Source organism: Nocardia thailandica NBRC 100428, assembly GCF_000308795.1.
In the GTDB taxonomy this organism is placed as follows: domain Bacteria; phylum Actinomycetota; class Actinomycetes; order Mycobacteriales; family Mycobacteriaceae; genus Nocardia; species Nocardia thailandica.
This window is the reverse complement of sequence record NZ_BAGK01000002.1, coordinates 23,513-46,761: the sequence shown is the minus strand read 5'-3', so window position 1 is coordinate 46,761 and position 23,249 is coordinate 23,513. Positions and strand designations below refer to the sequence as shown.

The window sequence follows — 23,249 nt, the reverse complement described above, 5'->3', positions numbered from 1 at the left end:
GCACGACCTGCCCACCGTCGCGGGCTCCAGGACGACCAGCCGTCGCAGGCGGGCACTAGCGCGACCTGCCCACCGTGGCGGACTCCAGCGCAACCCGCCCACCGCGGCAGGCCCACGGCGACCCAACCACCGCGGCGGGCCCACGGCGACCCAACCACCGTGGCGGACTCCAGCGCGACCGGTTCCTCGGGGGTCCGCAGCCGATCGGGCGGCGCCGCGTTCCGGTCGGGCCGGGACCGGCGCCGGTTCGATGCATGGAACGTGTTTCGGGAGCATGGGTTTCGGCGCGGTGGGGGTCAGGGTTCGGGGTCGATTTCCTCGCGGTGCAGGACGTCGTTGACGTCGATGATGCGGATCTCGCGGTCGCGTTCCAGCAGCACCTTGAGGAAGCCGGGCGGGTTCTCCAGCACCCAGCCCTCGACGCGGCCGGTGCGGGTGTCGATGTCCTCCTTGGTCATCCACGGCACCTGTACGGCGGCGGCGAGGCCGAGCGCGGCGGCGGCGATGACGATGCCGGTGCGGGTCATGAACCAGCGCGCGAAGCGGGCGCCGTCGGTGTTGCGCTTGCTGGTCCACAGGACCGCGAGCAGGAGGGCGGCGAGGGCCGCGGCGGTGCCGGGGACCCACCAGATGCGGTAGGTCCAGGTGAGACTCGCGGCGAACAGGCACAGCAGGATCAGCCAGACGGTGTTGCCCGCGGACTCCCAGCGCGGCATGCCCAACCGGATCTGGCGGATCAGCGCCTCGGCCAGCAGCACGCTCACCGCGATGCCGCCGAGGAACGGGCTGGCCATGAGGGTGCCGAGGATCATCGGCGGCACGTCGTCGAGCTCGAGCGTGCTGACCACCGAAAAGGCGGCACCCCAGTGATAGTCGGTGATGGCGAAGACCCGCAGGACGATGAACAGGGCGGCCGCGCCGGTGGCGGTCAGGCCCTTGGCGACCAGGTGCCGGTTCTCGGGCGCGCTGCGCGCCGTGCCGGACATCAGCCGGCCCGCCGTGACGTCATGGGCCGACAATAGGCGAGCGGCCCGGTCCCCTCGGGGAACCGGGCCGCTCGGCGCGACGGATCAGTGCTGGCCGTAGGGCGGCTGGCCGCCCTGACCGTACGGGGGCTGCCCGCCCTGGCCGTAGGGCGGCTGGTTCTGGCCGAAGGACTGCTCACCGGTCTGGTACGGCTGGCCGCCGGGCTGACCGTACTGCTGCCCGTAGGGCTGCTGGCCGTACTGCGCGGGCGGCTGGCCGTTGCCGCCGTTGTCCTTCTTCTTCTTGAGCAGCACGATCGCGACCACGATCAGGATGACGATGATCAGGCAGCAGATGCCGCCGAAGAGGAAACCGCCACCGCCCCGGCTCTTCCTCTTCGACTTGGCGAGCAGGTCGACCACGGTGTCGGTGGTGCCCGAGCTCGCCAGGGTGTCGATGCTGTGGCCGACCACGTGCGGGTCGACGAGCGCGGCGTTGGTGAGCAGATCCAGATACATGTCCCATCCCGGTTTTCGAAGTGTCGACATCCTCCCGGTGCCGAAGGTCCTACCCTAACGCCCGCTACGCGAAATTCGTCCTGCGAGTCTCGGCGGCGGGCGCGCGGAAGCCCTGTAGTGAGTAATCGCCACCGGGCACCCCACCGTAAACATTCCGGTCGCCCGTGTCTCGCTCAGCGCGGCTTGACCAGGGGGAACGGCAGGGTCTCGCGGATGCTGCGGCCGGTGATCAGCATGACCACCCGGTCGACGCCCATGCCGAGCCCGCCGGTGGGCGGCATGGCGTGCTCGAGGGCCTGCAGGAAGTCCTCGTCGAGTTCCATCGCCTCCGGGTCACCGTTGGCGGCCAGCATGGACTGCTCGGTGAGCCGGCGTCGCTGCTCGACCGGATCGGTCAGTTCGCTGTAGGCCGTGCCGAGCTCGACGCCCCAGGCGACCAGGTCCCAGCGTTCGGTGACCCCGGCGATGCTGCGGTGGGAGCGGGTCAGCGGCGACACCGAGGTCGGGAAGTCGAGGTAGAAGGTGGGTTCCTTCGTCTGCGACTCCACGAGGTGCTCGTACATCTCGAGCACCACCTGTCCGCAGTCCCAGCCGTGCTGCACCGGGACGCCGGCCTTGTCGCAGAGCTCGCGCAGGGTGTCCAGGTCGGTGCGCGGGGTGATCTCGGTGCCGACGGCCTCCGACACCGCGCCGTGCACGGTCTTGACCGACCACTCACCGGAGATGTCGACCGGCTCGTAGCCGCCGTCCCCGGTGGGGCGCATGGCCACCTCGGCGCCGTTGGCCGCCATCGCCGCGTCCTGGATCAGCCTGCGGCACACGTGCATCATCCGCAGGTAGTCGCTGTGCGCCTCGTAGGCCTCGAGGATGGTGAACTCCGGATTGTGGCTGAAATCGACACCCTCGTTGCGGAAGGTGCGCCCGATCTCGAAGACCTTCTCCATGCCACCCACGCACAGCCGCTTGAGATAGAGCTCGGGGGCGATGCGCAGATACAGGTCGAGGTCGTAGGCGTTGATGTGGGTGAGGAACGGGGTCGCGTTGGCGCCGCCGTGGACCTGCTGCAGGATCGGCGTCTCGACCTCGAGGAAACCCCAGTGGTACAGCGAGTCCCGCAGCGAGTGCAGGACCGCGCTGCGCTTGGCCATGAGCTCGCGGGTCTCGGCGTTGATCGCCATGTCGACGTAGCGCTGGCGCACCCGCGACTCGGGATCGGCCAGGCCGCGCCACTTGTCCGGGAGGGGGTGCAGGCACTTGCCGTTCATCCGCCAGTCCTGCGCCAGCAGCGACAGCTCGCCGTTGCGGCTGGTGCCGATCCGCCCGCTGACCTCGATGAGGTCGCCGAGGTCGAAGAACTCGCCGAACTCGGCGCTGCGTTCCGCGCCGACCCGTGCCTTGTCGATGACCAGCTGGATGTCCCCGGACCAGTCCCGCACCAGCGCGAAGATCACGCCGCCGTAGTCGCGGATGCGCAGCAGCCTGCCCGCGACGCGGACGGTGGTGCCGCGCGGGGTGTTCCTGGCCGCGGCGATGGTGTGGGTCGGCGGATAGGCGACCGGGTAGGCGTCAACGCCCGCCGCGGTGAGCCGGTCCAGCTTGTCCATGCGGACCCGCACCTGCTCCGGGCGCCGCGGGCCCTGCAGCTCCTCCTCGCCGTCGGGCGCGTCGGGCGCCGAGCCGTCGGCGTGCAGGCCGACCATGCCCTCGGGCACCGCGGGTTTCGTGCCGGTGTGCCGGTAGGCGTCGGGCTCCTTGCCGAAGCGCGGCAGGAAGCCCTCGGCGAGGCCGCTGGCCGTGGCGACCCGCGGCAGCTGCCTGCGCTCCTCGAACAGGAAGAAGCGCGGCACCCAGCGCGGCTGGTACTTCACGTTGGACCGGTAGAGCGCCTCGAGCTGCCACCAGCGCGAGAAGAACAGCAGCACCCCGCGCCACAGCCGCAGCACCGGGCCTGCGCCGATCCGGCCGCCCTCCTCGAACACCGAGCGGAAGACCGCGAAGTTCAGCGAGACGCGGGTGATCGCGTGCTGGTCGGAGTTCAGCGCGAGCTGGGAGATCATCAGCTCCATCACGCCGTTGGGGCTGCGCGGGTCGCGGCGCATCAGCTCCAGCGAGACGCCGGTGCGTCCCCAGGGCACGAACGAGAGCATGCCGACCACCTCGTCGTCCCCGCGCACAGCCTCCACCAGCAGGCAGTCGCCGTCGAGCGCGTCGCCGAGGCGGCCGAGCGCCATGGAGAACCCGCGTTCGGACTCGGTGTCACGCCACGCCTCGGCCCGGCCGATGATGCCCGGCCACTCGGAGACCGGGACGTCGCGGTGCCTGCGGACCCGCACGCTCAGCCCCTGCTTGCGCAGGCGGTTGGCGGCCTGGCGGACCTGCTTCATCTCCGGCCCGGCCAGCGAGAAGGTGCGGGTGTCGAGGATGGCCTCGTCGCCGAGGCGCAGCGCCGAGAGCCCGGCCCGGCGGTAGGCGGTCGCGCCCAGCTCGCTGGCGCCCATCACCGCGGGCGCCCAGCCGAAGTGGTCCGCCTGCCGCAACCAGGCGTCGATGGCCTGCGGCCAGGCCGAGCGCGGCCCGATCGGGTCGCCGGAGGCGAGGCTGACCCCGAGCTCGACCCGGTAGGTCACCGCGGCCTTGCCGTTGGGCGCGAACACCACCGCCTTGTCGCGGCGGGTGGCGAAGTAGCCGAGCGAGTCCTCCACGTCCGAGGCGGCCAGCAGGCCGCGGATCGCCGACTCGTCGTAGCCGGTCATGGCGTTGTCGGCGCGCTGCGAGCGCAGCAGCACCACGACCGCGGCCAGCAGCGCGATCGCGCCGAACAGGCCGAGCAGGAAGTTCACCCAGGCCCGCGGGTGCCCGTCGAAGTGCTCGTTCTCCACCAGCACCACCGCGGTCACCCGGTAGACCGCCCACAGCGGCCGCTGGATGCCCTCGGGCAGGGTGCCGGGCGCGAGCTCGACCAGGCCCCAGCCGAGCAGGCAGCCGGCCGCGAGCCCGACCAGCAGCACCCCGAGCGCCTTCCACGCCGCGCCGCGGCGTACCCGCGTGTAGAACTCCCCCCGCGCGGCGATCAGCACCCCGAGGACCACCAGGTGCACCACCAGCGCGACCAGCGCGTTGACGTTGTCCTCGGTGACGAACTCGGCGAGGTTGGCGACCGCGAACAGCAGCATGTAGACGACGAGCAGCCACCAGGCGATCCGTTTGCGTGCCGCGGTCGCGCCGGCCAGCAGGCCGATCACCACCGCCCACACCAGGCTCGTGTCCGGGGCGTCGAAGTAGTACGCGTCGATGTAGCGGCGCGGCACCTGCGTGACGAAGCGCAGGGCGGGCGAGAGGCTCCACAGCAGGATGGCCACCGCGAAGACCCCGAGTACGGTGCCCGCGATGTGCGGTACCTCGGCGAGCCTGCCGTGCCCGCGATGGGGCACCGGCGCGGCCGGCCGGTCCGCAGCGACGTCGACCGGTTGGGGCACCTCGGTGTGCGTGGAAGTCACCGATCCAGTGTGGCCGCTCCACCGGGGTAACCGCCACGCGGGCCGCTGCGGCGTGTTGTGGTGTGATTAGCCCATGTCGGATCCAGTCGAGGTGCCCATCGATGACGACGTCATCCGGCTCGGGCAGTTCCTCAAACTCGCCAATCTCATCGATTCCGGTTCGGAGGCCAAGCTGGTCATCGCCGAGGGCCTGGTCCGGGTGAACGACGAGGTCGAACTACGCCGCGGCAGGCAACTACGCGCGGGCGACGTCGTCTCGCTCGCGGGGCACAGCGCGGTGGTCGGCACCGCCTGAGCGTCCGGCGTCCGGAGGCGGCAGCGCAGCGTCACCACGCAGGACGCCCGCTCAGGCGACATGGACACCGCCTGAGCGGTCGGCGTCCCCGAGACGAACGAAGGCGCCCACGGAGAGTCCGTGGGCGCCTTCGGTTCTCGATCGATCAGCGCTGCGCGACCGCCGTCGGGACGATCGGCGCGGGCAGCGCGGTCTCGCCTTCGAGGTAGCGGTCGACCGCGGCTGCGGCGGAGCGGCCCTCGGCGATGGCCCACACGATCAGCGACTGGCCGCGACCCATGTCACCGGCGACGAAGACGCCGGGCACGTTGGTGGCCCAGTTCTTGTCGCGCTGGACGTTGCCGCGCGCGTCGTAGCCGACGCCGAGGTCGTTGAGCAGGCCGTTCTTCTGCGGGCCGACGAAGCCCATGGCCAGCAGCACCAGGTCGGCCTCGAGGGTGAAGTCGGTGCCCTCGACCTTCTCGAAGCGCCCGTTGGCCATCCTGACCTCGTGCGCCTCCAGGCCGGTGACCTTGCCGTCCTTGCCGACGAAACGCTCGGTGTTCACGGAGAACACCCGCTCGCCGCCCTCCTCGTGCGCCGAGGACACCCGGTACATGAGCGGGTAGGTCGGCCACGGGGTCGACCCGGCGCGCTCCTCCGGCGGGCGCGGCATGATCTCGAACTGGTGGACGCTTTCGGCACCGTGGCGGTGCGAGGTGCCGAGGCAGTCGGCGCCGGTGTCGCCACCGCCGATGATGACGACCTTCTTGCCCTTCGCGTGGATGGGCGGCAGGCCGTTCTCGTCGGTGATGTCGTCGCCGAGCTGGACGCGGTTGGCCAGGGGCAGGAACTCCATCGCCTGGTGGATGCCGTCGAGCTCGCGGCCCGGGATCGGCAGGTCGCGGGCGATGGTGGCGCCACCGGCGAGGACGACCGCGTCGAACTGCTCGCGCAGCTGTTCGGCGGTGATGTCGACGCCCACGTTCACGCCGGCCTTGAAGATGGTGCCCTCGGCCTCCATCTGCGCGAGGCGGCGGTCGATGAAGCGCTTCTCCATCTTGAATTCCGGGATGCCGTAGCGCATCAGGCCGCCGATGCGGTCGTCGCGCTCGAAGACCGTGACGGTGTGGCCGGCGCGGGTCAGCTGCTGGGCGGCGGCCAGACCGGCCGGGCCGGAGCCGACCACGGCGATCTTCTTGCCGGTCAGACGGGTCGGGTACACCGGGGTGACCCAGCCCTCGTCGAAGGCGTTCTCGATGGTCTCGAGCTCGACCTGCTTGATGGTGACCGGGTCCTGGTTGATGCCGAGCACGCAGGACGCCTCACACGGAGCCGGGCACAGGCGGCCGGTGAACTCCGGGAAGTTGTTGGTCGCGTGCAGCCGGTCGATGCCGTCCTTCCAGGTGCCCTTGTAGGCGAGGTCGTTCCACTCGGGGATCAGGTTCCCCAGCGGACAACCGTTGTGGCAGAACGGGATACCGCAGTCCATGCAGCGGCTGGCCTGGCGCTGGAGGGTGTCCTTCGAGAACTTCTCCTCGACGTACACCTCCTTCCAGTCCAGCAGTCGCAGCGGCACCGGCCGGCGGGCGGGCAGCTCCCGAGAGGTGTGCTTCAGAAATCCCTGAGGGTCAGCCACGTGCGGCCTCCGTATTCTCGCCAGACCAAGCCGCGCCGGCCTGCTGATCGCGGGTCGATTCAGCCACGTGCGGCCTCCATAATCGCCTCGTCCACGTCCTTGCCGCTCTTCTCGGCTTCGGAGATGGCGAGCAGAACCTTCTTGTATTCGCGGGGCATGACCTTCACGAAGTGGTTCACCTGCTGGGACCAGTCGCTCAGGATGCGTTCGGCCACGGCCGAACCCGTCTCGTCCCGGTGCACGGTGATGATGTCGCGCAGCCAGGTGAAGTCGTCGCCGGACAGGGCCTCGATGGCCTCGGCCTGCTCCGGGCTCAGGCGCCCGGCGAAGGTGCCGTTCGGGTTGTAGACGAACGCCACGCCGCCGGACATGCCCGCGCCGAAGTTGCGGCCGGTCTCACCGAGGATGACCACGCGGCCACCGGTCATGTACTCGAGGCCGTGGTCGCCCACGCCCTCGACGACCGCGGTCGCGCCGGAGTTGCGGACCGCGAAGCGCTCGCCCGCGACACCGTTGATCAGGGCCCGGCCGCTGGTGGCGCCGAACAGGATCACGTTGCCCGCGATGATGTTCTCCTCGGCGACGAACCCCTCGGGCGCGGTCGGCGCCGGGCGGACCACGATGTGGCCGCCGGACAGACCCTTGCCGACGTAGTCGTTGGCGTCACCCTGCACCCGCAGCGTGATGCCCGCCGGGACGAACGCGCCGAAGCTGTTGCCCGCGGAACCGGTGAAGGTGATGTCGATGGTGTTGTCGGGCAGGCCCGCGCCACCGTAGAGCTTGGTCACCTCGTGGCCGAGCATGGTGCCGACCGTGCGGTTCACGTTGGTGATCTTGGTTTCGATCTTCACCGCCTGACCCCGCTCGAGCGCGTCGGCCGACAGCGCGATGAGCTCGTTGTCCAGGGCCTTGTCCAGGCCGTGGTCCTGGGTCTTGGTGCAGCGGGTGTCCTGGTTCATGAACGCCGTCTCCGGCTGATCCAGGATCGGCGACAGGTCCAGCTTGCTCGCCTTGAAGTGGTTCTTCGCGGCGGAGGTGTCGAGCAGGTCGGAACGGCCGACCGCCTCGTCGAGGGTGCGGAAGCCCAGCTGCGCGAGCAGCTCACGGACTTCCTCGGCGATGAAGCGGAAGAAGTTCTCGACGAACTCCGGCTTGCCGGTGAACCGCTCACGCAGGGTGGGGTTCTGGGTGGCGATGCCGACCGGGCAGGTGTCGAGGTGGCACACGCGCATCATCACGCAGCCGGACACCACGAGCGGGGCGGTCGCGAAACCGAACTCCTCGGCGCCGAGCAGTGCGGCGATCATCACGTCGCGGCCGGTCTTCATCTGGCCGTCGACCTGGACCACGATGCGGTCGCGCAGACCGTTGAGCAGCAGGGTCTGCTGGGTCTCGGCGAGGCCGAGCTCCCAGGGGCCGCCCGCGTGCTTGAGCGAGGTCAGCGGCGAGGCGCCGGTGCCGCCGTCGTGGCCCGAGATGAGCACGACGTCGGCGTGTGCCTTGGACACGCCGGTCGCGACGGTCCCGACGCCCGGCTCCGCGACGAGTTTCACGTGAATCCGCGCCTGCGGGTTCGCGTTCTTCAGGTCGTGGATCAGCTGCGCCAGGTCCTCGATCGAGTAGATGTCGTGGTGCGGCGGCGGCGAGATCAGGCCGACGCCCGGCGTGGAGTGCCGCACCTCGGCGACCCACGGGTACACCTTGTGCGGGGGCAGCTGGCCGCCCTCGCCCGGCTTCGCGCCCTGGGCCATCTTGATCTGGATGTCGGTGCAGTTGGTCAGGTAGTGCGCGGTGACGCCGAAGCGGCCCGAGGCGACCTGCTTGATCGCCGACCGGCGCCAGTCACCGTTCTCCTCGACCTCGAAGCGGGCCGGGTTCTCGCCGCCCTCACCGGAGTTCGAGCGACCGCCGAGCCGGTTCATGGCGATGGCCAGGGTCTCGTGCGCCTCGGCCGAGATGGAGCCGTAGCTCATCGCGCCGGTCGAGAAGCGCTTGACGATCTCGTCGACCGACTCGACCTCGTCGATCGAGATGGGCGCGCGCTGCCCGGACTTGAACTTGAACAGGCCGCGCAGCGAGGCGAGACGCTCGGACTGGTCGTCGACCAGCTTGGTGTACTCCTTGAAGATCGAGTACTGGCCCGAGCGGGTCGCGTGCTGCAGCTTGAACACGGTGTCCGGGTTGAACAGGTGGTACTCGCCCTCGCGGCGCCACTGGTACTCGCCGCCGACCTCGAGCTCGCGGTGCGCGCGCTCGTTGCGGTTCTCCAGGAACGCGCTGCGGTGGCGGGCGGCCACCTCCTCGGCGATCTCGTCGAGGCCGATACCGCCCAGCGGCGAGCGCAGGCCGGTGAAGTACTCGTCGACCAGGTCCTGCGCCAGGCCGATGACCTGGTACAGCTGGGCGCCGTTGTAGGAGGCCATGGTGGAGATGCCCATCTTGGACATCACCTTCAGCACGCCCTTGCTCGCGGCCTTGTTGTAGTTGTAGACCGCAAGACGGTAGGCGGCGTCGCCGGTGGCGTTCGGGATCTGCAGCGCGCCGCGCTCGAGCATGTCCTCGATGGTCTCGAAGGCCATGTACGGGTTGATCGCGGCCGCGCCGAAGCCGACCAGCATGGCCATGTGGTGCACCTCGCGGGCGTCACCGGCCTCGACGACGAGGCCGACCATGGTGCGGGTGCGCTCGCGGACCAGGTGGTGGTGCACCGACGAGGTCAGCAGCAGCGACGGGATCGGCGCCAGCTTCTCGTTGGACTCGCGGTCGGAGAGCACGATGATCCGGGCGCCACCGTCGATGGCGGCCGAGACCTGGATGTTGATGGCTTCCAGGGCCTTGCGCAAACCCTCGCCGCCCTCGGCGACCGGGTACAGGCCGCGCACGACGACCGACCGCAGGCCGGGGTGGCTGCCGTCGTCGTTGATGTGGACCAGCTTGGCCAGCTCGTCGTTGTCCAGGATCGGCTGCTCGATGGCGATCTGCTTGCAGGACTCCGCGCTCGGGTGCAGCAGGTCGGACTCGGGGCCGATGTTGCGCTTGAGGCTGGTGACGACCTCTTCGCGGATGGCGTCCAGCGGCGGGTTGGTGACCTGCGCGAACAGCTGCTGGAAGTAGTCGAACAGCAGGCGCGGCCGCGAGGACAGCACCGCGATCGGGGTGTCGGTGCCCATGGAGCCGAGGCCCTCGGCGCCGGTACGGGCCATGGGCGAGATCAGCAGGTTCAGCTCTTCGTTGGTGTACCCGAAGATCTGCTGGCGGATGAGCACGCGGTCGTGCGACATGTGCACGTGCGGGCGGTCGGGCAGGTCGGCGAGGCGGCTCACGCCGGCGTCGAGCCACTCCTGGTACGGGTGCTCGCCCGCCAGTTCGGCCTTGAGCTCGTCGTTGCCGATGATCCGGCCCGCGGCCGTGTCGACGAGGAACATCTTGCCCGGCTGCAGGCGGACCTTCTTGACCACGGTGGCCGGGTCGATGTCCAGGACACCGACCTCGGAGGCCATCACGACCAGGCCGTCCTCGGTGACCCAGATCCGGCCGGGGCGCAGGCCGTTGCGGTCGAGGACGGCGCCGATGACGGTGCCGTCGGTGAAGCACACCGAGGCCGGGCCGTCCCACGGCTCCATCAGCATCGAGTGGTACTCGTAGAACGCCCGCAGCTGCGGGTCCATGTTCTCGTTGCGTTCCCAGGCCTCGGGAATCATCATCAGCACGGCGTGGGGCAGGCTGCGGCCGCCGAGGTGCAGGAGCTCGAGCACCTCGTCGAACCGCGCGGTGTCGCTCGCCCCCGGCGTACAGACGGGGAAGATCTTCTCGAGCCGGTTCTTGCCCGCCTCGTCGGTGCCGAAGACGTCCGAACGCAGCAGCGCCTCACGCGCGCGCATCCAGTTCTCGTTGCCGGAGACGGTGTTGATCTCGCCGTTGTGGGCGACCCGGCGGAACGGGTGCGCCAGCGGCCACGACGGGAAGGTGTTGGTGGAGAAGCGCGAGTGCACGATGCCGAGCGCCGACTCGACACGGTCGTCCTGGAGGTCCAGGTAGAACGCGCGCAGCTGCGGGGTGGTGAACATGCCCTTGTAGACGAAGGTCTCGCCGGACAGGCTCGGGAAGTACACCGACTCCTTGCCGAGGCCGCCCTCGCCCGCGCCGGACTTGCCGAGCTCGTGCTCGACCCGCTTGCGGATGACGTAGGCGCGACGCTCGAGGTCCATGCCGGAGAGCTGCTCGGCCGAGCCCTTGGGCGAGGCGATGAAGATCTGGCGGAAGGTCGGCATGGCGTCGCGGGCCAGCGCGCCCAGCGACGACTCGTCGATGGGGACCTCACGCCAGCCGAGGACGGTCATGCCCTCTTCGGCGACGATCTTCTCCACGCCGTAGGCGGCACGGGAGGCCTCGCGGCGCGACTGGGGCAGGAACGCGATACCGGTGGCGTAGGACCCCGCGGCGGGCAGCTCGAAGGCGGCGTTGTTCTCGGCCAGGATCGCCCGGAAGAACTTGTCCGGGAGCTGGATCAGGATGCCCGCGCCGTCGCCGGAGTTCGGCTCGGCACCGGCGGCACCACGGTGCTCCAGGTTCAACAGGGCCGTAATAGCCTTGTCGACGATGTCACGGCTGCGGCGGCCGTGCATGTCGACGACGAGCGCGACACCGCAGGCGTCGTGCTCGTATGCCGGGTCGTAGAGCCCGATGGGTCCAGGTGACCTGTGGCCAGGAAGTTGCGTCATGCCTCTGCCTTCAAGAAAGTCGGCTGTCGATGAATCGGCCTTCGTGTGGTTCGAAGCCTCTCGTCGTACGCCTCCGTCAAGACTGCGTCCGTACGATCCTCAGAACCAGCCGCGCTGATGGTCTTCGGCGTGCAGTCACGTCTCCAGTTGTCCACCCGCTTCGTTGACGTAGTGGGTGCTCGGAGGTAACGGAGCGCTTACACACTCCTAACCTCCGCGCGGGCTTGCGCCCGCTACAGTGAGCCCGTCCTCACGGGCCCGCAACGGGCTGTCTCGCCGAGCATTTGTGTGTTCGGCGTAAGAGCAAACGATAAGTCAGGTCGCAGACCCAACCAACTAAGGTTGTGCTAATAACCCGATCTAGCTGGGCTTTATGTCAGCGGTCCTCCACGTCGCACGCGTCGTCCAGTGTAAAGCAGGAGCAGGGGTGGATCGATCCCCGCCCGCACGCCGCCGACCTGCGCGAACCGGGCTTCCGGACACCTGTCTCCGACACTGCCGCGCGTTCCCGCACCGCTGTTCACCTGCATCGCAGCAGATTTCCCCGGTTCCGCCCAGGTCAAACCGCTGTCGAGACGGCTAACCCGACGGTCACGGGATGAGACATTCGCGACAGCGCCTCCGACAGGCCACAGCAGTGATCCGACCGTACGGTCTGTAGCCCGAATCACGCCGCTGGCAATCGATCGGCAAATACTTTCAGTGGTGTTCGACACAGCACCGGCGACGCGCCGAAGGCGTTGTGCGGCAACACACGCCTTCCGCGTGTCGCGGGCCGCGTCACCGGCGCGCCCCGGGGTCCGCGGGCGCGGCACAGATACCGCGCCGCCGGCGGTGTGAGGCTGCACACAGGTACGGCCACCCGCTCGGTGTGTCGGCCGCGAGGCTGTCACGCTGAGACAACGAATCCGTGACAGTTTCGCCAGCCCGCGCCCTGGGAAGCGCGGCACCGGGCCACCACGGCGGGGGAAGCAGAGGATGTGAGTTCCCAATGACCGTCACCGGCACGCTGACCTGGCTCGGCGGAGGTCTGTCCGCCCCGCGCGCCGCCACCGATCCGGCCGTTCGCCAGGAATCCGCGGGATATGTGCTGACCGGTACCGCGGTGCTGCTGTTCGCCGTGGTCTCCGGCGCGGTCACCGCGGCCGCGCTCGCGGCCGCCGACGGCGTCGCGGGCTTCGTGGTCGTCCTCGGCGCGCTGCTGGCCTGCGCCGCGACGGGCGCGATCGGGCGCGCGCTCGTGACCGGCCGGGCAGGCGACCGGACCGATCGGGTGGCCCGGATCGCGGTCGCGGTGCTGGCCGGCGCGCTGGTCGCCGAGCTGGGCAGCACGGTGCTGCTCGGCGCGACGGTCGACCGCGCCCTCGACCAGCGCGCCCAGTCCGCCGCCGAGTCCGCGCCCGCCGTCGTCACCGCCCGCGCCGAACACGAGCGCGCCGTCGCCGACCGCGCCGCGCTCGACCAGACGCTCGGCCGGGCCCAGGGCGAGATCGACCGCGCCCTGGTCACCGCCCGCTGCGAATACAACCCGACGCCGGAGTGCCCGCAGACCCGGATCACCGGCGTCCCCGGCCGCGGCCCCGAATCGCGGACCGCCGAGGCCATGCTCGACGACGCGCGCAAGCAGCTGACCGCCGCGCAGGACCGCGTCGCCCCGCTCGACACCCGGGTCACCGAGACCGACCGCGCCCTGGCCACCGCCCGCGCGGCCGCCTTCGCCGAGGGCGACCGCGGCCTCGGCGCCCGCTGGGTGGCGCTCAACGACCACACCCTCGACCACCCCGGCGCGCTGGCGCTGCGGCTGCTCGTGCTGGCGGCCGGCGTCCTGCTGGCCGTCGCGCCGCTGCTGCTGCGCCGCTGGCGCGGCGAGACCGCGCTCGACCGCGCGGTCACAGTGGCCGAGGTGACCGACCGCGCCGAGCGCGAGGCCGACGCGGCCATCGCGATCAAGCGCGCCGAAACCCGCGCCGAAGCCGAGACGCTGCGGGCGGAGGCCGAACTGGCCTCGACCCGGCTGGCCGTGCACGCCGACTCGGTGATCGACCAGGAGCGTCAGCGCACCCGGATCATCGCGGCCGTCGGCGGCTTCGAAATCGGCATCACCGACCGAAAGGACAATCCCGTGGCCCTGGAGGGAAACGCGAGCCCGGCGGCGCTGCCCGCCGCCTATCTCCCGAACGCGCTGCCGCAGGCCGGCACCACCGGCGGGGCCCTTGTGCCCGCGCCGCTCCCGCAGCCGCAGCCGGTGATCACCGAGGGGGTGCCGGTGGAGAGCCCGCGGCCGGGCGGCCTCGCGCTGCCGATCATCGGCCAGGTGCCGTTCACCGACACCGCCGCCCGCTGGATCCGCCCGCTGGTCCCGTCCTTCGTGGCCAACGCCATCGACACCGCGACCCATCCGCTGCGGACCGCCCGCCAGGCGTTCGAGGAGGTGGAGGAGGTGACCTTCACCCTGCGCCGCAGCCGCAAGGTCACGGTGAACAGCGAGGATTCGGGCGCGCAGGCCGTGCCGCAGCAGCTGCCGCCGGGGTACGCCGTGCCCGGATATCCGCAGCTGCCCGGCCATCCCGCGCCGGGGTACGCCGGGCAGGGGTACGCCGCACCGAATCCGGTTCCGCCCCAGGCCGATCCGTACGCCGCGCAGTACGCCCGTCAACTGGCGTCGTCCGTCGTCGACGCGCCGGGTGCGGTGTACCACCCGGACCCGCGCCAGTACCCGAGCGCGCCACAGCATCCCGGGCTGCCCGCCGCGGCCCAGGCCCCGCTGACCGCCGCCGAGCAGGCCGAACTGTCCGGACCCGGCACCGGCGAACTGCCGGGACGGCGCGGCCCGCGCGCGCTGCCGCCCGGACGCTGACCTCGGCGCGGCCGGGCCCGGCGCGCCCTCGGCCCGGCCGTTTGAGTGGACAAGTGTTCTCGGCGACGGTTTCCGCCCCGACCACTCGTCGCGGCCGACGAATCCCCGATCGCGACGCGCTTCCATCACCTCATATAGCCGAATGCTCGGCATAGTGACCTGAGCGACAACGGGGCGCCGTCCCCCGGTTCCGGTTTACAGTGCGAAGGTGATTCACAGCGCGGCTCCGGACCGAGCGGCCACCGCCGCGCCCTGGGGTTCGCCCCTGCTCGGCCCCGTCGAGGAGAACTCGCGCATCCGGCGCGTCCGCGTTCAGCTGCTGCTGACCATCCCGCTGCTGGTCGCCAACATCACCGGCGCGACCATGACCATCGTGCTCGCCGGCTTCGTCCTGCCGGGGCCGTCGATCTTCACCCGGGAACTGTTGCTGCTCAACGCCGTCTTCGCGCCGCTGTGCGCGGTGGCGGCGCTGACCGCGGGCACGATCTGGGGCACCGTCGGCGGCGTCCGCTCCCTGGGCTGGGCCATCGACCCCGACCACGTGCCGACGCCGCGTCAGCAGCGCTCGGCCATGGCCGCCCCGCGCTGGCTGATGCTGCAGCAGGCCGCCCTGTGGACGATCGCGGCGACCGCACTGGTCATCGGGTACGGGGTGGCCGACCCGCGGCTCATCCCCAAACTCATCCTGGCCATCGGCGCCGCCGCGATCGTGGTGTGCACCAACAGTTATCTGATCGCCGAGTTCGCGCTGCGGGTCGTCACGGCGCGCGTACTCCAGGCCGACCCGCAGCGCAACCGGCACGGCATCGGCGTCTTCGGCCGGACCATGCTGACCTGGCTGGTCGGCAGCGGCGTCCCGGTGGGGGTGTCGATGGTGGTCGCGGTGTGGGCGCTGACCGATCCCGAGGTGAGCAAGGCCCGGCTCGCGGTGTGCGTGCTGAGCCTCGGCGGGTCGGCGCTGCTGTTCGGCATGGTGCTCATGGCCCAGGTCAGCAGCGCGACGCTGGCCCCGATCCGCGGGGTGCGCCAGGCGCTGCGCCAGGTGGAGAACGGGGACCTGACCGTCGAGATCCCGCTCTACGACGGCACCGAACTCGGCGACCTGCAGAGCGGGTTCAACCGAATGGTGCAGGGGCTGCGCGAGCGCGCGCTCATCGAGGACCTGTTCGGCAAGCACGTCGGCCGCAAGGTCGCGATGGCCGCCATCGAATCGGGCGCCGAACTCGGCGGCGCCGAGACCGACGCCGCCGCCCTGTTCATCGACATCATCGGGTCGACCACCATGGCCGCGACCCGGCCCGCGCCGGAGATCGTGGCCATCCTGAACCGCTTCTTCGACATCGTGGTCGACGAGGTGGACCGGCACGGCGGCCTGCTCAACAAGTTCGAGGGCGACGCGGCGCTCGCGGTCTTCGGCACGCCCGCCCAGCTCGACGATCACGCCGGGCAGGCGCTGGCGTGCGCCAGGGCCATCCAGCGCAGGCTGCGCGGCGCCACCGACCTGGCCGCCGGCATCGGCGTCGCCGCGGGGCGGGTGGTCGCGGGCAACGTCGGCGCCCACCAGCGCTACGAGTTCACCGTCATCGGGGACGCCGTCAACGAGGCGGCCCGGCTGTGCGAGCTGTCGAAGTCCCATCCCGAACGCCTGCTGACCTCGGCGGCCACCCTCGACGCGGCGGGCGACGCGGAGGCGGCGCACTGGGTGCTCGGTGACACGGTGACGCTGCGCGGCAGGCTGACGCCCACCCGGCTGGCCGCCCCGGTCCTCGACGAGTAGCCGATCCGGACGTATCGCCGCATAGACTGCACCTCGTGCCCGTCGTCGATACGGCCGGTGCCGTCGGGGCGGGAGTCGATCCGGTATCAGAGCGCTCTGGTCCGACGGTGCCGATCCGCCCTTTGCGATTCCGCGAGCAGCTCGATGAGCCGTTCGCCCTGCTCCAGGCCCACCTGCGACCGCTGGCCACCCTGGGCGGCCTCGGCCTCGCCGTGGCGCTGCCGGTGACGCTGGGGGTGACCGGGCTGGTCGCCGAACTGACCGGCGACAACGACGCGGCGGTCGGGTGGACCGCCGTCGGGATCACCGCGCTGGCGATCTGGCTGCTGCGCTTCGTGCTGCGCGGCGCGACGGTCGCCATCGGGCTGGCCGACCTCGCCGGCGTCCGGCTCGGCCTGAGCGCGGCGCTGCGCGGCGCGCGCGCCCGGTTCGGCCCGCTGCTCGTGGCCCAGCTGATGTTCACCCTGATCGGGCTCGCGGTCCTCGTGCCCGGCGCCGTGCTGATCATCACCTATCCGTTCGCCCTGGTCGGGCTCGCCTTCCTGCGGGGCAGGCGGTTCGTGGTCGAGCCGGTCGTGCTGGCCGAGCAGCTGGATCACGGCGCGGCCGTGCGCCGGTCGAAGGAGCTCACCGAGGGCGCCGGGTCGCCGCTGGCGGGGCTGTGGCTGTGCCAGCGGCTGCTGTTCGCGCTGCTCGCGGTGCCGCTGTTCGGCGTGCCCTTCTATCTGTCGGAGTTCACCGGTACCCACCGGTGGGCCGTGACCGGCCTGCTCATCGGGGGCACCCTGCTGGTCACGGTGATCGCCGAGATCGTCGAGGCCGCGTCGCGGGTGGTCGTCTACCTCGACCGCCGCTGCGTCCGCGACGGCATGGACATCCGGATCCCGGGCGGCGCCCGATGACCGGTACGCCGCCGCCCCCGCGGCTCGGCTCGGCCGCCGACCACCGCGATGCCGCCGAGAACGCCGCCCGTCGGCGGGATTTCGACACCGCGCTGCGCGAACGGTTTCGCGCGGTGCTGCGCGGGATGGAACAGGACGGCACCCTGCCGGTGCGCCGCTCCCGGACCGCGCAGGAGACCGCGAACGACGCCTCGACCGTGCTGCCCCTCGAGCAGTCGGGCGAATTCCGCCCGGCGGCGGAGAGTTTCGACGAGGTGGTCTACGGCGGCCGGGCCGCCACCGAGGACGAGTACCGCAGGCTCGAATACGCCGATCGCTTCTCCCAGGGCGCGCCGCCGCCGAAGCCGGAGGTCACCGAGGTCGAGGTGACCGAGGTCGAGGCGAAGCCGCGGCGCGGCCTGCCGCCGCTGCCCGCGATCCTGCGCAATCCGCGGTTCTGGGCCGCGGTCGTCGGCGTCGCCGTGCTGCTCCTGCTGCTCTACGCCACCCTGCAGAGCTGCGGCGCCCCCACCGCGCCGAAACCGGCGCCGCCACCGGACCTCCCGGACGCGCCCGACACGCCGCCGCGGGACGATCCCGATCCGGGCTTCGGCACCGGCCAGGACTCGATCTTCACCCGCCAGCCCGCCTGGCTCGCCTTCGGCGGCCTGCAGTTCCTGATCGCCTTCGCGGTGCTGGTGTGGTGGCGCGCGCGCCGCCGCGGCGCCCTCGTCGGCGAACCGCGCCCGGTGGAGGTGCCCGCCAACGAGCTGATGGCCGGGCAGGCCGGCCTGTACCGCCGGTCGCGGGACTACCCCCACGTCGCGCGGATCCTGCGCGCCGCCACCCTGCGCCGGATCCGGCCCCGACTGGGCGGCGAACTCACCGACGCCCAGCTCGTCGCCGCCGTGGCGGCCCGCCTCGGCGCGCCGCCCGCGCAGATCGGCGTCACCCTGTTCGACCCGGTGGAGACCGAGGACGACCTGTATTACGTTGCCGCACACCTCGAATGGATCGAGACGGAGCTCGGATGACCGACGACCAAGTGATCACCCGCAAGACGGACGCCGTGCCCGCCCGTCCCGACGCCGCCGAGGCCGCGGCGGCGCTGGCCGCGCTGCGCACCGAGATCGGCAAGGCCGTGGTCGGCAACGACCAGGCCGTGCTGTACCTGGTGCTCGCGCTGCTCTGCCGCGGGCACGTGCTGCTGGAAGGTGTTCCCGGCGTGGCGAAGACGCTGCTGGTCCGGGCGCTGGCGACCGCGCTCGACCTCGAGCACGCCCGGGTCCAGTTCACCCCCGACCTGATGCCCGGCGACGTCACCGGTTCGCAGATCTACGACCCGCACACCGGCGAGTTCACCTTCCGGCAGGGGCCCGTGTTCACGAATCTGCTGCTGGCCGACGAGATCAACCGCACCCCGCCGAAAACCCAGTCCTCCCTGCTGGAGTCGATGGAGGAGCGGCAGGTCTCGGTGGACGGCGCGCCCCGCCCGCTGCCGGACCCGTTCGTGGTGGTCGCCACCCAGAACCCGATCGAGCAGGAGGGCACCTATCCCCTGCCCGAGGCCCAGCTGGACCGCTTCCTGTTCAAGGTCGACGTCCGGCTGCCCGGCCGCGACGACGAGTTCCGCATCCTGCAGCGGCACGCGAGCGGCTTCGACCCGCGTGACCTCGCCGGCGCGGGCCTGCGCCCGGTGGCGGGCGCCGGGCACATCGCCGCCGCCAGGGCCGCCGTCGCGCAGGTGGCGGTGAGCCCGGAGGTGCTCGCCTACATCGTCGACCTGTGCCGGGCCACCCGCACCTCGCCCGCCGTCGCGCACGGCGCGTCCACCCGCGGCGCGACCGCGCTGCTGGCCGCGGCCCGGGCCTTCGCCTGGCTGAACGGCCGCGGCTTCGTCACCCCCGACGACGTGAAGTTCGTGGCGACGCCCGTGCTGCGGCACCGGCTGCAGCTGCGCCCGGAGGCCGAGCTGGACGGCGTGACCACCGAGAGCGTGCTGTCCTCGCTGCTGGCCGCGGTCCCGGTCCCGGTGTAGCGGTGGTCGTCACCGGCCGGTTCGCACTGCTCGCCACGGCCGCGGCGGTGCTGGTGATGCTGGTCCTGCCGTCCTGGGCCGGGGTCGCCGCGGTGTGCGCGGTGCTGCTGGTCGTCGCCCTCGCCGATGTCGTCCTCGCGGCGACACCCGCCGACCTCGCCTGCACGCGCGTCCCGCTGACCGTGGTGCGGCTGGGGCAGCACGCGGACGTCGAACTGGCCGTGACCAACACGGGACGCGGCACGGTGCGCGGCAGACTGTGGGACACCTGGCCCAGCAGCAGCCGCGCCGAGCACGGCGAGCACCGGCTCGCGCTGGCGCCGTCGACCCGCGTCCGCGTGCGCACCACCGTGACGCCGTCCTTCCGCGGCGACCGGACCGCGGGACCGGTCGTCCTGCGGCTGCTCGGTCCCCTCGGGATGGCGGGCAGGCAGTACCGGATCGAGGTGCCCACCCGGGTCCGCGCGCTGCCCGCGTTCCGCAGCGAACGGCTGCTGCGGTCGAAGATCAAGCGGCTGCATCATCTCGAGGGCCGCACCGTCGCCAACACCCGCGGCCAGGGCACCGAATTCGACTCGTTCCGCGAATACGTCGCCGGGGACGACGTGCGGGCCATCGACTGGCGCGCCACCGCGCGGGCGAACGACGTGCTGGTGCGGACCTGGCGCCCGGAACGCAACCGGCACATGCTCATGGTCCTCGACACCGGGCGCTCGGCGGCGGGCCGGATCGGGGAGGGCACCCGGCTCGACGCGTCGATCGAGGCGGCCCTGCTGCTCGGCGGCCTCGCCGCGGCGGCGGGCGACACCGTCGACCTGCTCGCCTACGACAACCGCCTGCGCACCGAGGTGAGCGGGGCCGGGGGCAGGCAGCTGCAGGTCAAGCTCCTGCACGCGCTGGCCGGGGTGACCCCGCGCCTGGTCGACACCGACGTCACCGGGCTGGTGCGCACGGTGGTCGCGCGCAGCAGGCGGCGGGCGCTGATCGTGTGGTTCACCGCGCTCGACGCCGCGGCGGTGACCGAGCACCTGCTGCCCGCGCTGCCGGTCCTGCTGCACCGGCACCGGGTGCTCATCGTCTCGGTGACCGATCCCGACATCGCCGCCGCCGCCCGGGACCGCTCGACCACCGACGCGGTGTTCGCGGCGGCCGCCGCCGAGTCCGTGCTCGCCGAGCGCGCGCTGCTCGGCGAGCAGCTGCGCCGCCGCGGTGTGGCCGTGGTTTCGGCCGCCCCCGACCGGCTGGCGGAGGCGCTGGCCGACGAGTACCTGGAGCTGAAGCAGTCCGGCTCCCTGTGAACAGCGGGGCGGCATCCCCAGCGGCCGGGACGGCCCTGTGCGGGCCTGTGGACAACCCGTAGTCCACCCCCGCTCACAACGCATCCACCGATCCACCCACAGGTTTGTCCACAACTGTGAACTGTCCACATCCCGTACACAAGGACACCACCGTGTCCGCGCCGGATGTTCGCATCGGCCGCCCACAACGCGGTTTTTCCCTGGTAGTGGACGCGTACCGGCTGTGCAGCGCGGCTGTCCCCAGTGTGGACAGCCCGGGGTCGCGACGCCGAAACCCGTTGTCGGTGGATAACTTTGCGCGGCGCCACTCACAGCGGGGAACGCGGGAATCGGCCGTTGTGCACAACCCGCGTTCTCCACAGCCGCGCCGCTGTGCACAACACCGGCGGAGTCCGCCGGCCGATCAGCGCAGGGCCGGGACCGCGGTGAGCTCCCGGCGCTGGCGCTCGGCGAGCACCGCGGCCAGCACGTGGTACGGCGGATAACCCCGCGGTACCGGGCTGTGCACGACCGCGCAGACCCGGACCGCCAGCTGGGTGCCCAGTTCGTGGGTGGCCGCAGGGGTGAGGGTGCGCAGGCGGGTCAGGTAGCGGCGCACCGCGCCGGCCAGGTCGTCGGAGAACCCAGTCAGCTCGAGGGCCGCGGCCCACTGCGCCAGCCACGGCGGCGGCGCGACCAGCGCGGGCATCGGCAGTTCGACCCGCGTGTGCACGACGACGGTCCCGGCGAGCACGTCACCGACGCGGCGGCCCTGCGGCGAGCACAACGAGCACACCACCGCGACCGCGCCGAAGGCGCCGAACATCCAGAAGTCGACGATCGCGCCGGCGAGGCCGCGGGTCAGCGCGTGCCGCACGTCGATCGGGCCCGCATCGGACCGGATCACCCGCAGCCCCATGACCAGCTTGCCGAGCGAGCGGCCGTCGGACAGCGTCTCCGACACCACCGGATAGCCGACCAGCACCGTCACGAGCGCCACGATGATCGAGGCCGAGAACCAGGCCGAGTCGGCGTCGCTGATCAGCAGCAGGAAGCCGAGGACCAGGTACAGCCCGAACGCCAGCCCGAGCTGGGCGAGCAGGTCGATCACGAAGGCCGCCGCACGGCTGGGGATACGCGCTACGGGCAGGTCGAGCGAGACTGCTTCGCCGGTGGTGAATTCGGCCATGATCACTAGCATTCCCGATATGGACACCGATGCCTACAGCTGGGCACATCAGCGCTCGTGGCGGCGCCTCGACCAGCTGTCGCGCCAGCGCAAGCTCACCGGCGGGGAGGCCGACGAGCTGGTCCGCCGTTACCGCGCCGCCTCCCAGGAACTGGCGCGGCTACAGACCCGGCACCCGGACCCCGACCTGGTGACCGGCCTCAGCGCGATCCTGGCCCGCGCCCGCGGCCGGGTACTGGCGGCCCGGTCGCGGACCTGGCGCGAGGTCGGCCGCTTCTTCACCCACTACTTCCCGGCCGCGGTGTACCGGGCCTGGCCGTGGTGGTCGGCGGTGGCGCTGGTGTTCGTCACGGTGGCGATCGTGTTCGGCGTACTCACGGCCGAATCCGCCTCCTTCCGTACGGCTTTCGGCATCCCCGACGACGTGCCCGGCCTGACCCGGCCCGGCGGCGCGTTCGAGACCTACTACACCGAACACCCCAACGGCGCGTTCGCGGCGAAGGTGTGGACCAACAACGCGTGGGTGTCGGCGATCGCGCTGTTCCTCGGCGTGCTGATCCTGCCCGCCGTGTACGTGCTGTTCATGAACGCGCACGGGCTGGGGATCACGGGAGGGCTGATGGCCGAGGCCGGGCGGCTCGACTCGTTCTTCGGCTTCATCCTGCCGCACGGCACCCTCGAGCTGACCGCGATCTTCGTGGCGGGCGGGGTCGGCCTGAAACTCGGTTGGACGCTGGTGGATCCGGGCCCGTCGAGCCGGGCGTCCGCGCTGGCCCGGCAGGGGCGGGCTACGGCGACGGTGGCGCTCGGCCTGGTCGGCGTGCTGTTCGTCTCCGGCCTGCTCGAGGGCTTCGTGACGCCGAGCGGACTGCCCGCCGCCGTCCGGATCGCCATCGGTTTCGCCGCCGAGGCGGCGTTCCTCACCTATGTGCTCGTGCTCGGCCGGCGGGCCGTCGCGGAGCAGGAACAGGGCTCTCGCCTGCATGAATTCTCATCTGCAAGTACATCTGCATGACAGGCAACACCGAGCACACCCGGACAATAGGGACACCGGACAACCGGGAGCAAAGGCCGGTTACGAGTTGGTGAAGAACTCCCCCATTTGAGTTCCGCTGGCCGCAGCGAGTCGGGCTCGAGCTGCGGCCAGCGTTGCTACCAACTGTACACAATCGTTATGCCCGCGCAACCCCCAACACGCAGGTCGGGCGTATGAATCGCAGAGGAGCAAACCTGCGCGAGCGCTGGGATTTCCACTCCGCCGGCAAACATTCAGCAGCCTTCTGCGCCACTTCCGGCAACCACCGAGAATTCACCCGCAGCAAACCTTCGTTATCCAGCCGCCCCCGGGGCGCGCACCCCGCGCCACCCCTCGCCGACGGTTAACCCCGGGTGCGGTCGGTTCCGCGATCTAGCCCATGACCTGCGCCTTCGGCAAGTCTTTTTTGATTTGCCGAGCGAAACCCGCCGGAAAAGAAACTTCAAGTTTGTTTATCGCCATGCAAACAAGATTGATGATTGGCAACCAGCCCGAGGCGCACGCAGCGACTCCACGAATCGGTCGGTCGACAGGTTGCGGAAGGCTGCCCTAAGCACCAGCGGAACGGGCGGAGAACGC

At 71.2% G+C, this 23,249-nt stretch carries 14 protein-coding genes; 8 read left to right on the top strand and 6 right to left on the bottom strand.

The window, feature by feature from the left end:
* Nucleotides 1-296: 296 nt before the first annotated feature.
* The 3 genes from ON36_RS00190 to lysX all read right to left on the bottom strand — a co-directional run bounded on the left by ON36_RS00190 (nucleotide 297) and on the right by lysX (nucleotide 4,981).
* Nucleotides 297-986, bottom strand: a complete 690-nt coding sequence (locus ON36_RS00190; protein WP_043646146.1) for a hypothetical protein — start codon at nucleotides 984-986, stop codon at nucleotides 297-299.
* An 84-nt stretch (nucleotides 987-1,070) separates the two neighbouring features.
* Nucleotides 1,071-1,484: a hypothetical protein gene (locus tag ON36_RS00185; protein WP_043646143.1), complete on the bottom strand. Its 414-nt coding sequence runs from the start codon at nucleotides 1,482-1,484 to the stop codon at nucleotides 1,071-1,073.
* Nucleotides 1,485-1,657: 173 nt separating this feature from the next.
* Nucleotides 1,658-4,981: a bifunctional lysylphosphatidylglycerol synthetase/lysine--tRNA ligase LysX gene (gene lysX / locus ON36_RS00180; RefSeq protein ID WP_174377522.1), complete on the bottom strand. Its 3,324-nt coding sequence runs from the start codon at nucleotides 4,979-4,981 to the stop codon at nucleotides 1,658-1,660.
* Nucleotides 4,982-5,054: 73 nt separating this feature from the next.
* Here lysX and ON36_RS00175 point away from each other — a divergent pair, with 73 nt between their 5' ends.
* Nucleotides 5,055-5,276 carry an RNA-binding S4 domain-containing protein gene (locus ON36_RS00175; protein ID WP_043646140.1) on the top strand — a complete coding sequence of 74 codons (222 nt, stop codon included), beginning with the start codon at nucleotides 5,055-5,057 and terminating at the stop codon, nucleotides 5,274-5,276.
* Nucleotides 5,277-5,421: 145 nt separating this feature from the next.
* Here the strand turns inward: ON36_RS00175 and ON36_RS00170 are convergent, their stop codons facing one another.
* Both ON36_RS00170 and gltB read right to left on the bottom strand, forming a co-directional pair.
* Nucleotides 5,422-6,894: a glutamate synthase subunit beta gene (locus tag ON36_RS00170; protein WP_043646137.1), complete on the bottom strand. Its 1,473-nt coding sequence runs from the start codon at nucleotides 6,892-6,894 to the stop codon at nucleotides 5,422-5,424.
* A gap of 59 nt (nucleotides 6,895-6,953) precedes the next feature.
* Nucleotides 6,954-11,615, bottom strand: coding sequence for a glutamate synthase large subunit (gltB, locus tag ON36_RS00165; RefSeq protein WP_043646134.1), 4,662 nt, complete (start codon nucleotides 11,613-11,615; stop codon nucleotides 6,954-6,956).
* Between the two features lie 991 nt (nucleotides 11,616-12,606).
* Between gltB and ON36_RS00160 the strand changes: the two genes are divergently transcribed.
* The 6 genes from ON36_RS00160 (at nucleotide 12,607) to ON36_RS00135 (ending at nucleotide 20,466) form a co-directional block, all read left to right on the top strand.
* A complete protein-coding gene (locus ON36_RS00160; RefSeq protein WP_043646130.1) occupies nucleotides 12,607-14,472 on the top strand; it encodes a DUF4407 domain-containing protein in 1,866 nt (621 codons plus the stop codon).
* Between the two features lie 208 nt (nucleotides 14,473-14,680).
* Nucleotides 14,681-16,249: an adenylate/guanylate cyclase domain-containing protein gene (locus tag ON36_RS00155; protein ID WP_245557785.1), complete on the top strand. Its 1,569-nt coding sequence runs from the start codon at nucleotides 14,681-14,683 to the stop codon at nucleotides 16,247-16,249.
* A gap of 107 nt (nucleotides 16,250-16,356) precedes the next feature.
* Nucleotides 16,357-17,151 carry a hypothetical protein gene (locus ON36_RS00150; RefSeq protein WP_245557783.1) on the top strand — a complete coding sequence of 265 codons (795 nt, stop codon included), beginning with the start codon at nucleotides 16,357-16,359 and terminating at the stop codon, nucleotides 17,149-17,151.
* Nucleotides 17,148-18,164 carry a DUF4129 domain-containing protein gene (locus tag ON36_RS00145; protein ID WP_043646127.1) on the top strand — a complete coding sequence of 339 codons (1,017 nt, stop codon included), beginning with the start codon at nucleotides 17,148-17,150 and terminating at the stop codon, nucleotides 18,162-18,164. Before ON36_RS00150 ends, ON36_RS00145 begins: the two co-directional genes overlap by 4 nt.
* On the top strand, nucleotides 18,161-19,168 hold the full coding sequence (locus ON36_RS00140; RefSeq protein ID WP_174377521.1) for an AAA family ATPase: 1,008 nt from the start codon (nucleotides 18,161-18,163) through the stop codon (nucleotides 19,166-19,168). The genes ON36_RS00145 and ON36_RS00140 overlap by 4 nt, the downstream gene beginning before the upstream one ends.
* Before the next feature lie 2 nt (nucleotides 19,169-19,170).
* The gene (locus ON36_RS00135; protein WP_043646125.1) at nucleotides 19,171-20,466 is read left to right on the top strand and encodes a DUF58 domain-containing protein; all 1,296 of its coding nucleotides are present in this window, start codon (nucleotides 19,171-19,173) and stop codon (nucleotides 20,464-20,466) included.
* Nucleotides 20,467-20,869: 403 nt separating this feature from the next.
* On the opposite strand, the gene ON36_RS00130 is transcribed toward ON36_RS00135, so the two are convergent.
* Complete coding sequence (locus ON36_RS00130; protein ID WP_043646155.1) at nucleotides 20,870-21,634, bottom strand: RDD family protein; 765 nt, start codon at nucleotides 21,632-21,634, stop codon at nucleotides 20,870-20,872.
* 19 nt (nucleotides 21,635-21,653) lie between these two features.
* Here ON36_RS00130 and ON36_RS00125 point away from each other — a divergent pair, with 19 nt between their 5' ends.
* Nucleotides 21,654-22,649 carry a stage II sporulation protein M gene (locus ON36_RS00125; RefSeq protein ID WP_052313487.1) on the top strand — a complete coding sequence of 332 codons (996 nt, stop codon included), beginning with the start codon at nucleotides 21,654-21,656 and terminating at the stop codon, nucleotides 22,647-22,649.
* The last annotated feature ends 600 nt before the right edge of the window (nucleotides 22,650-23,249 follow it).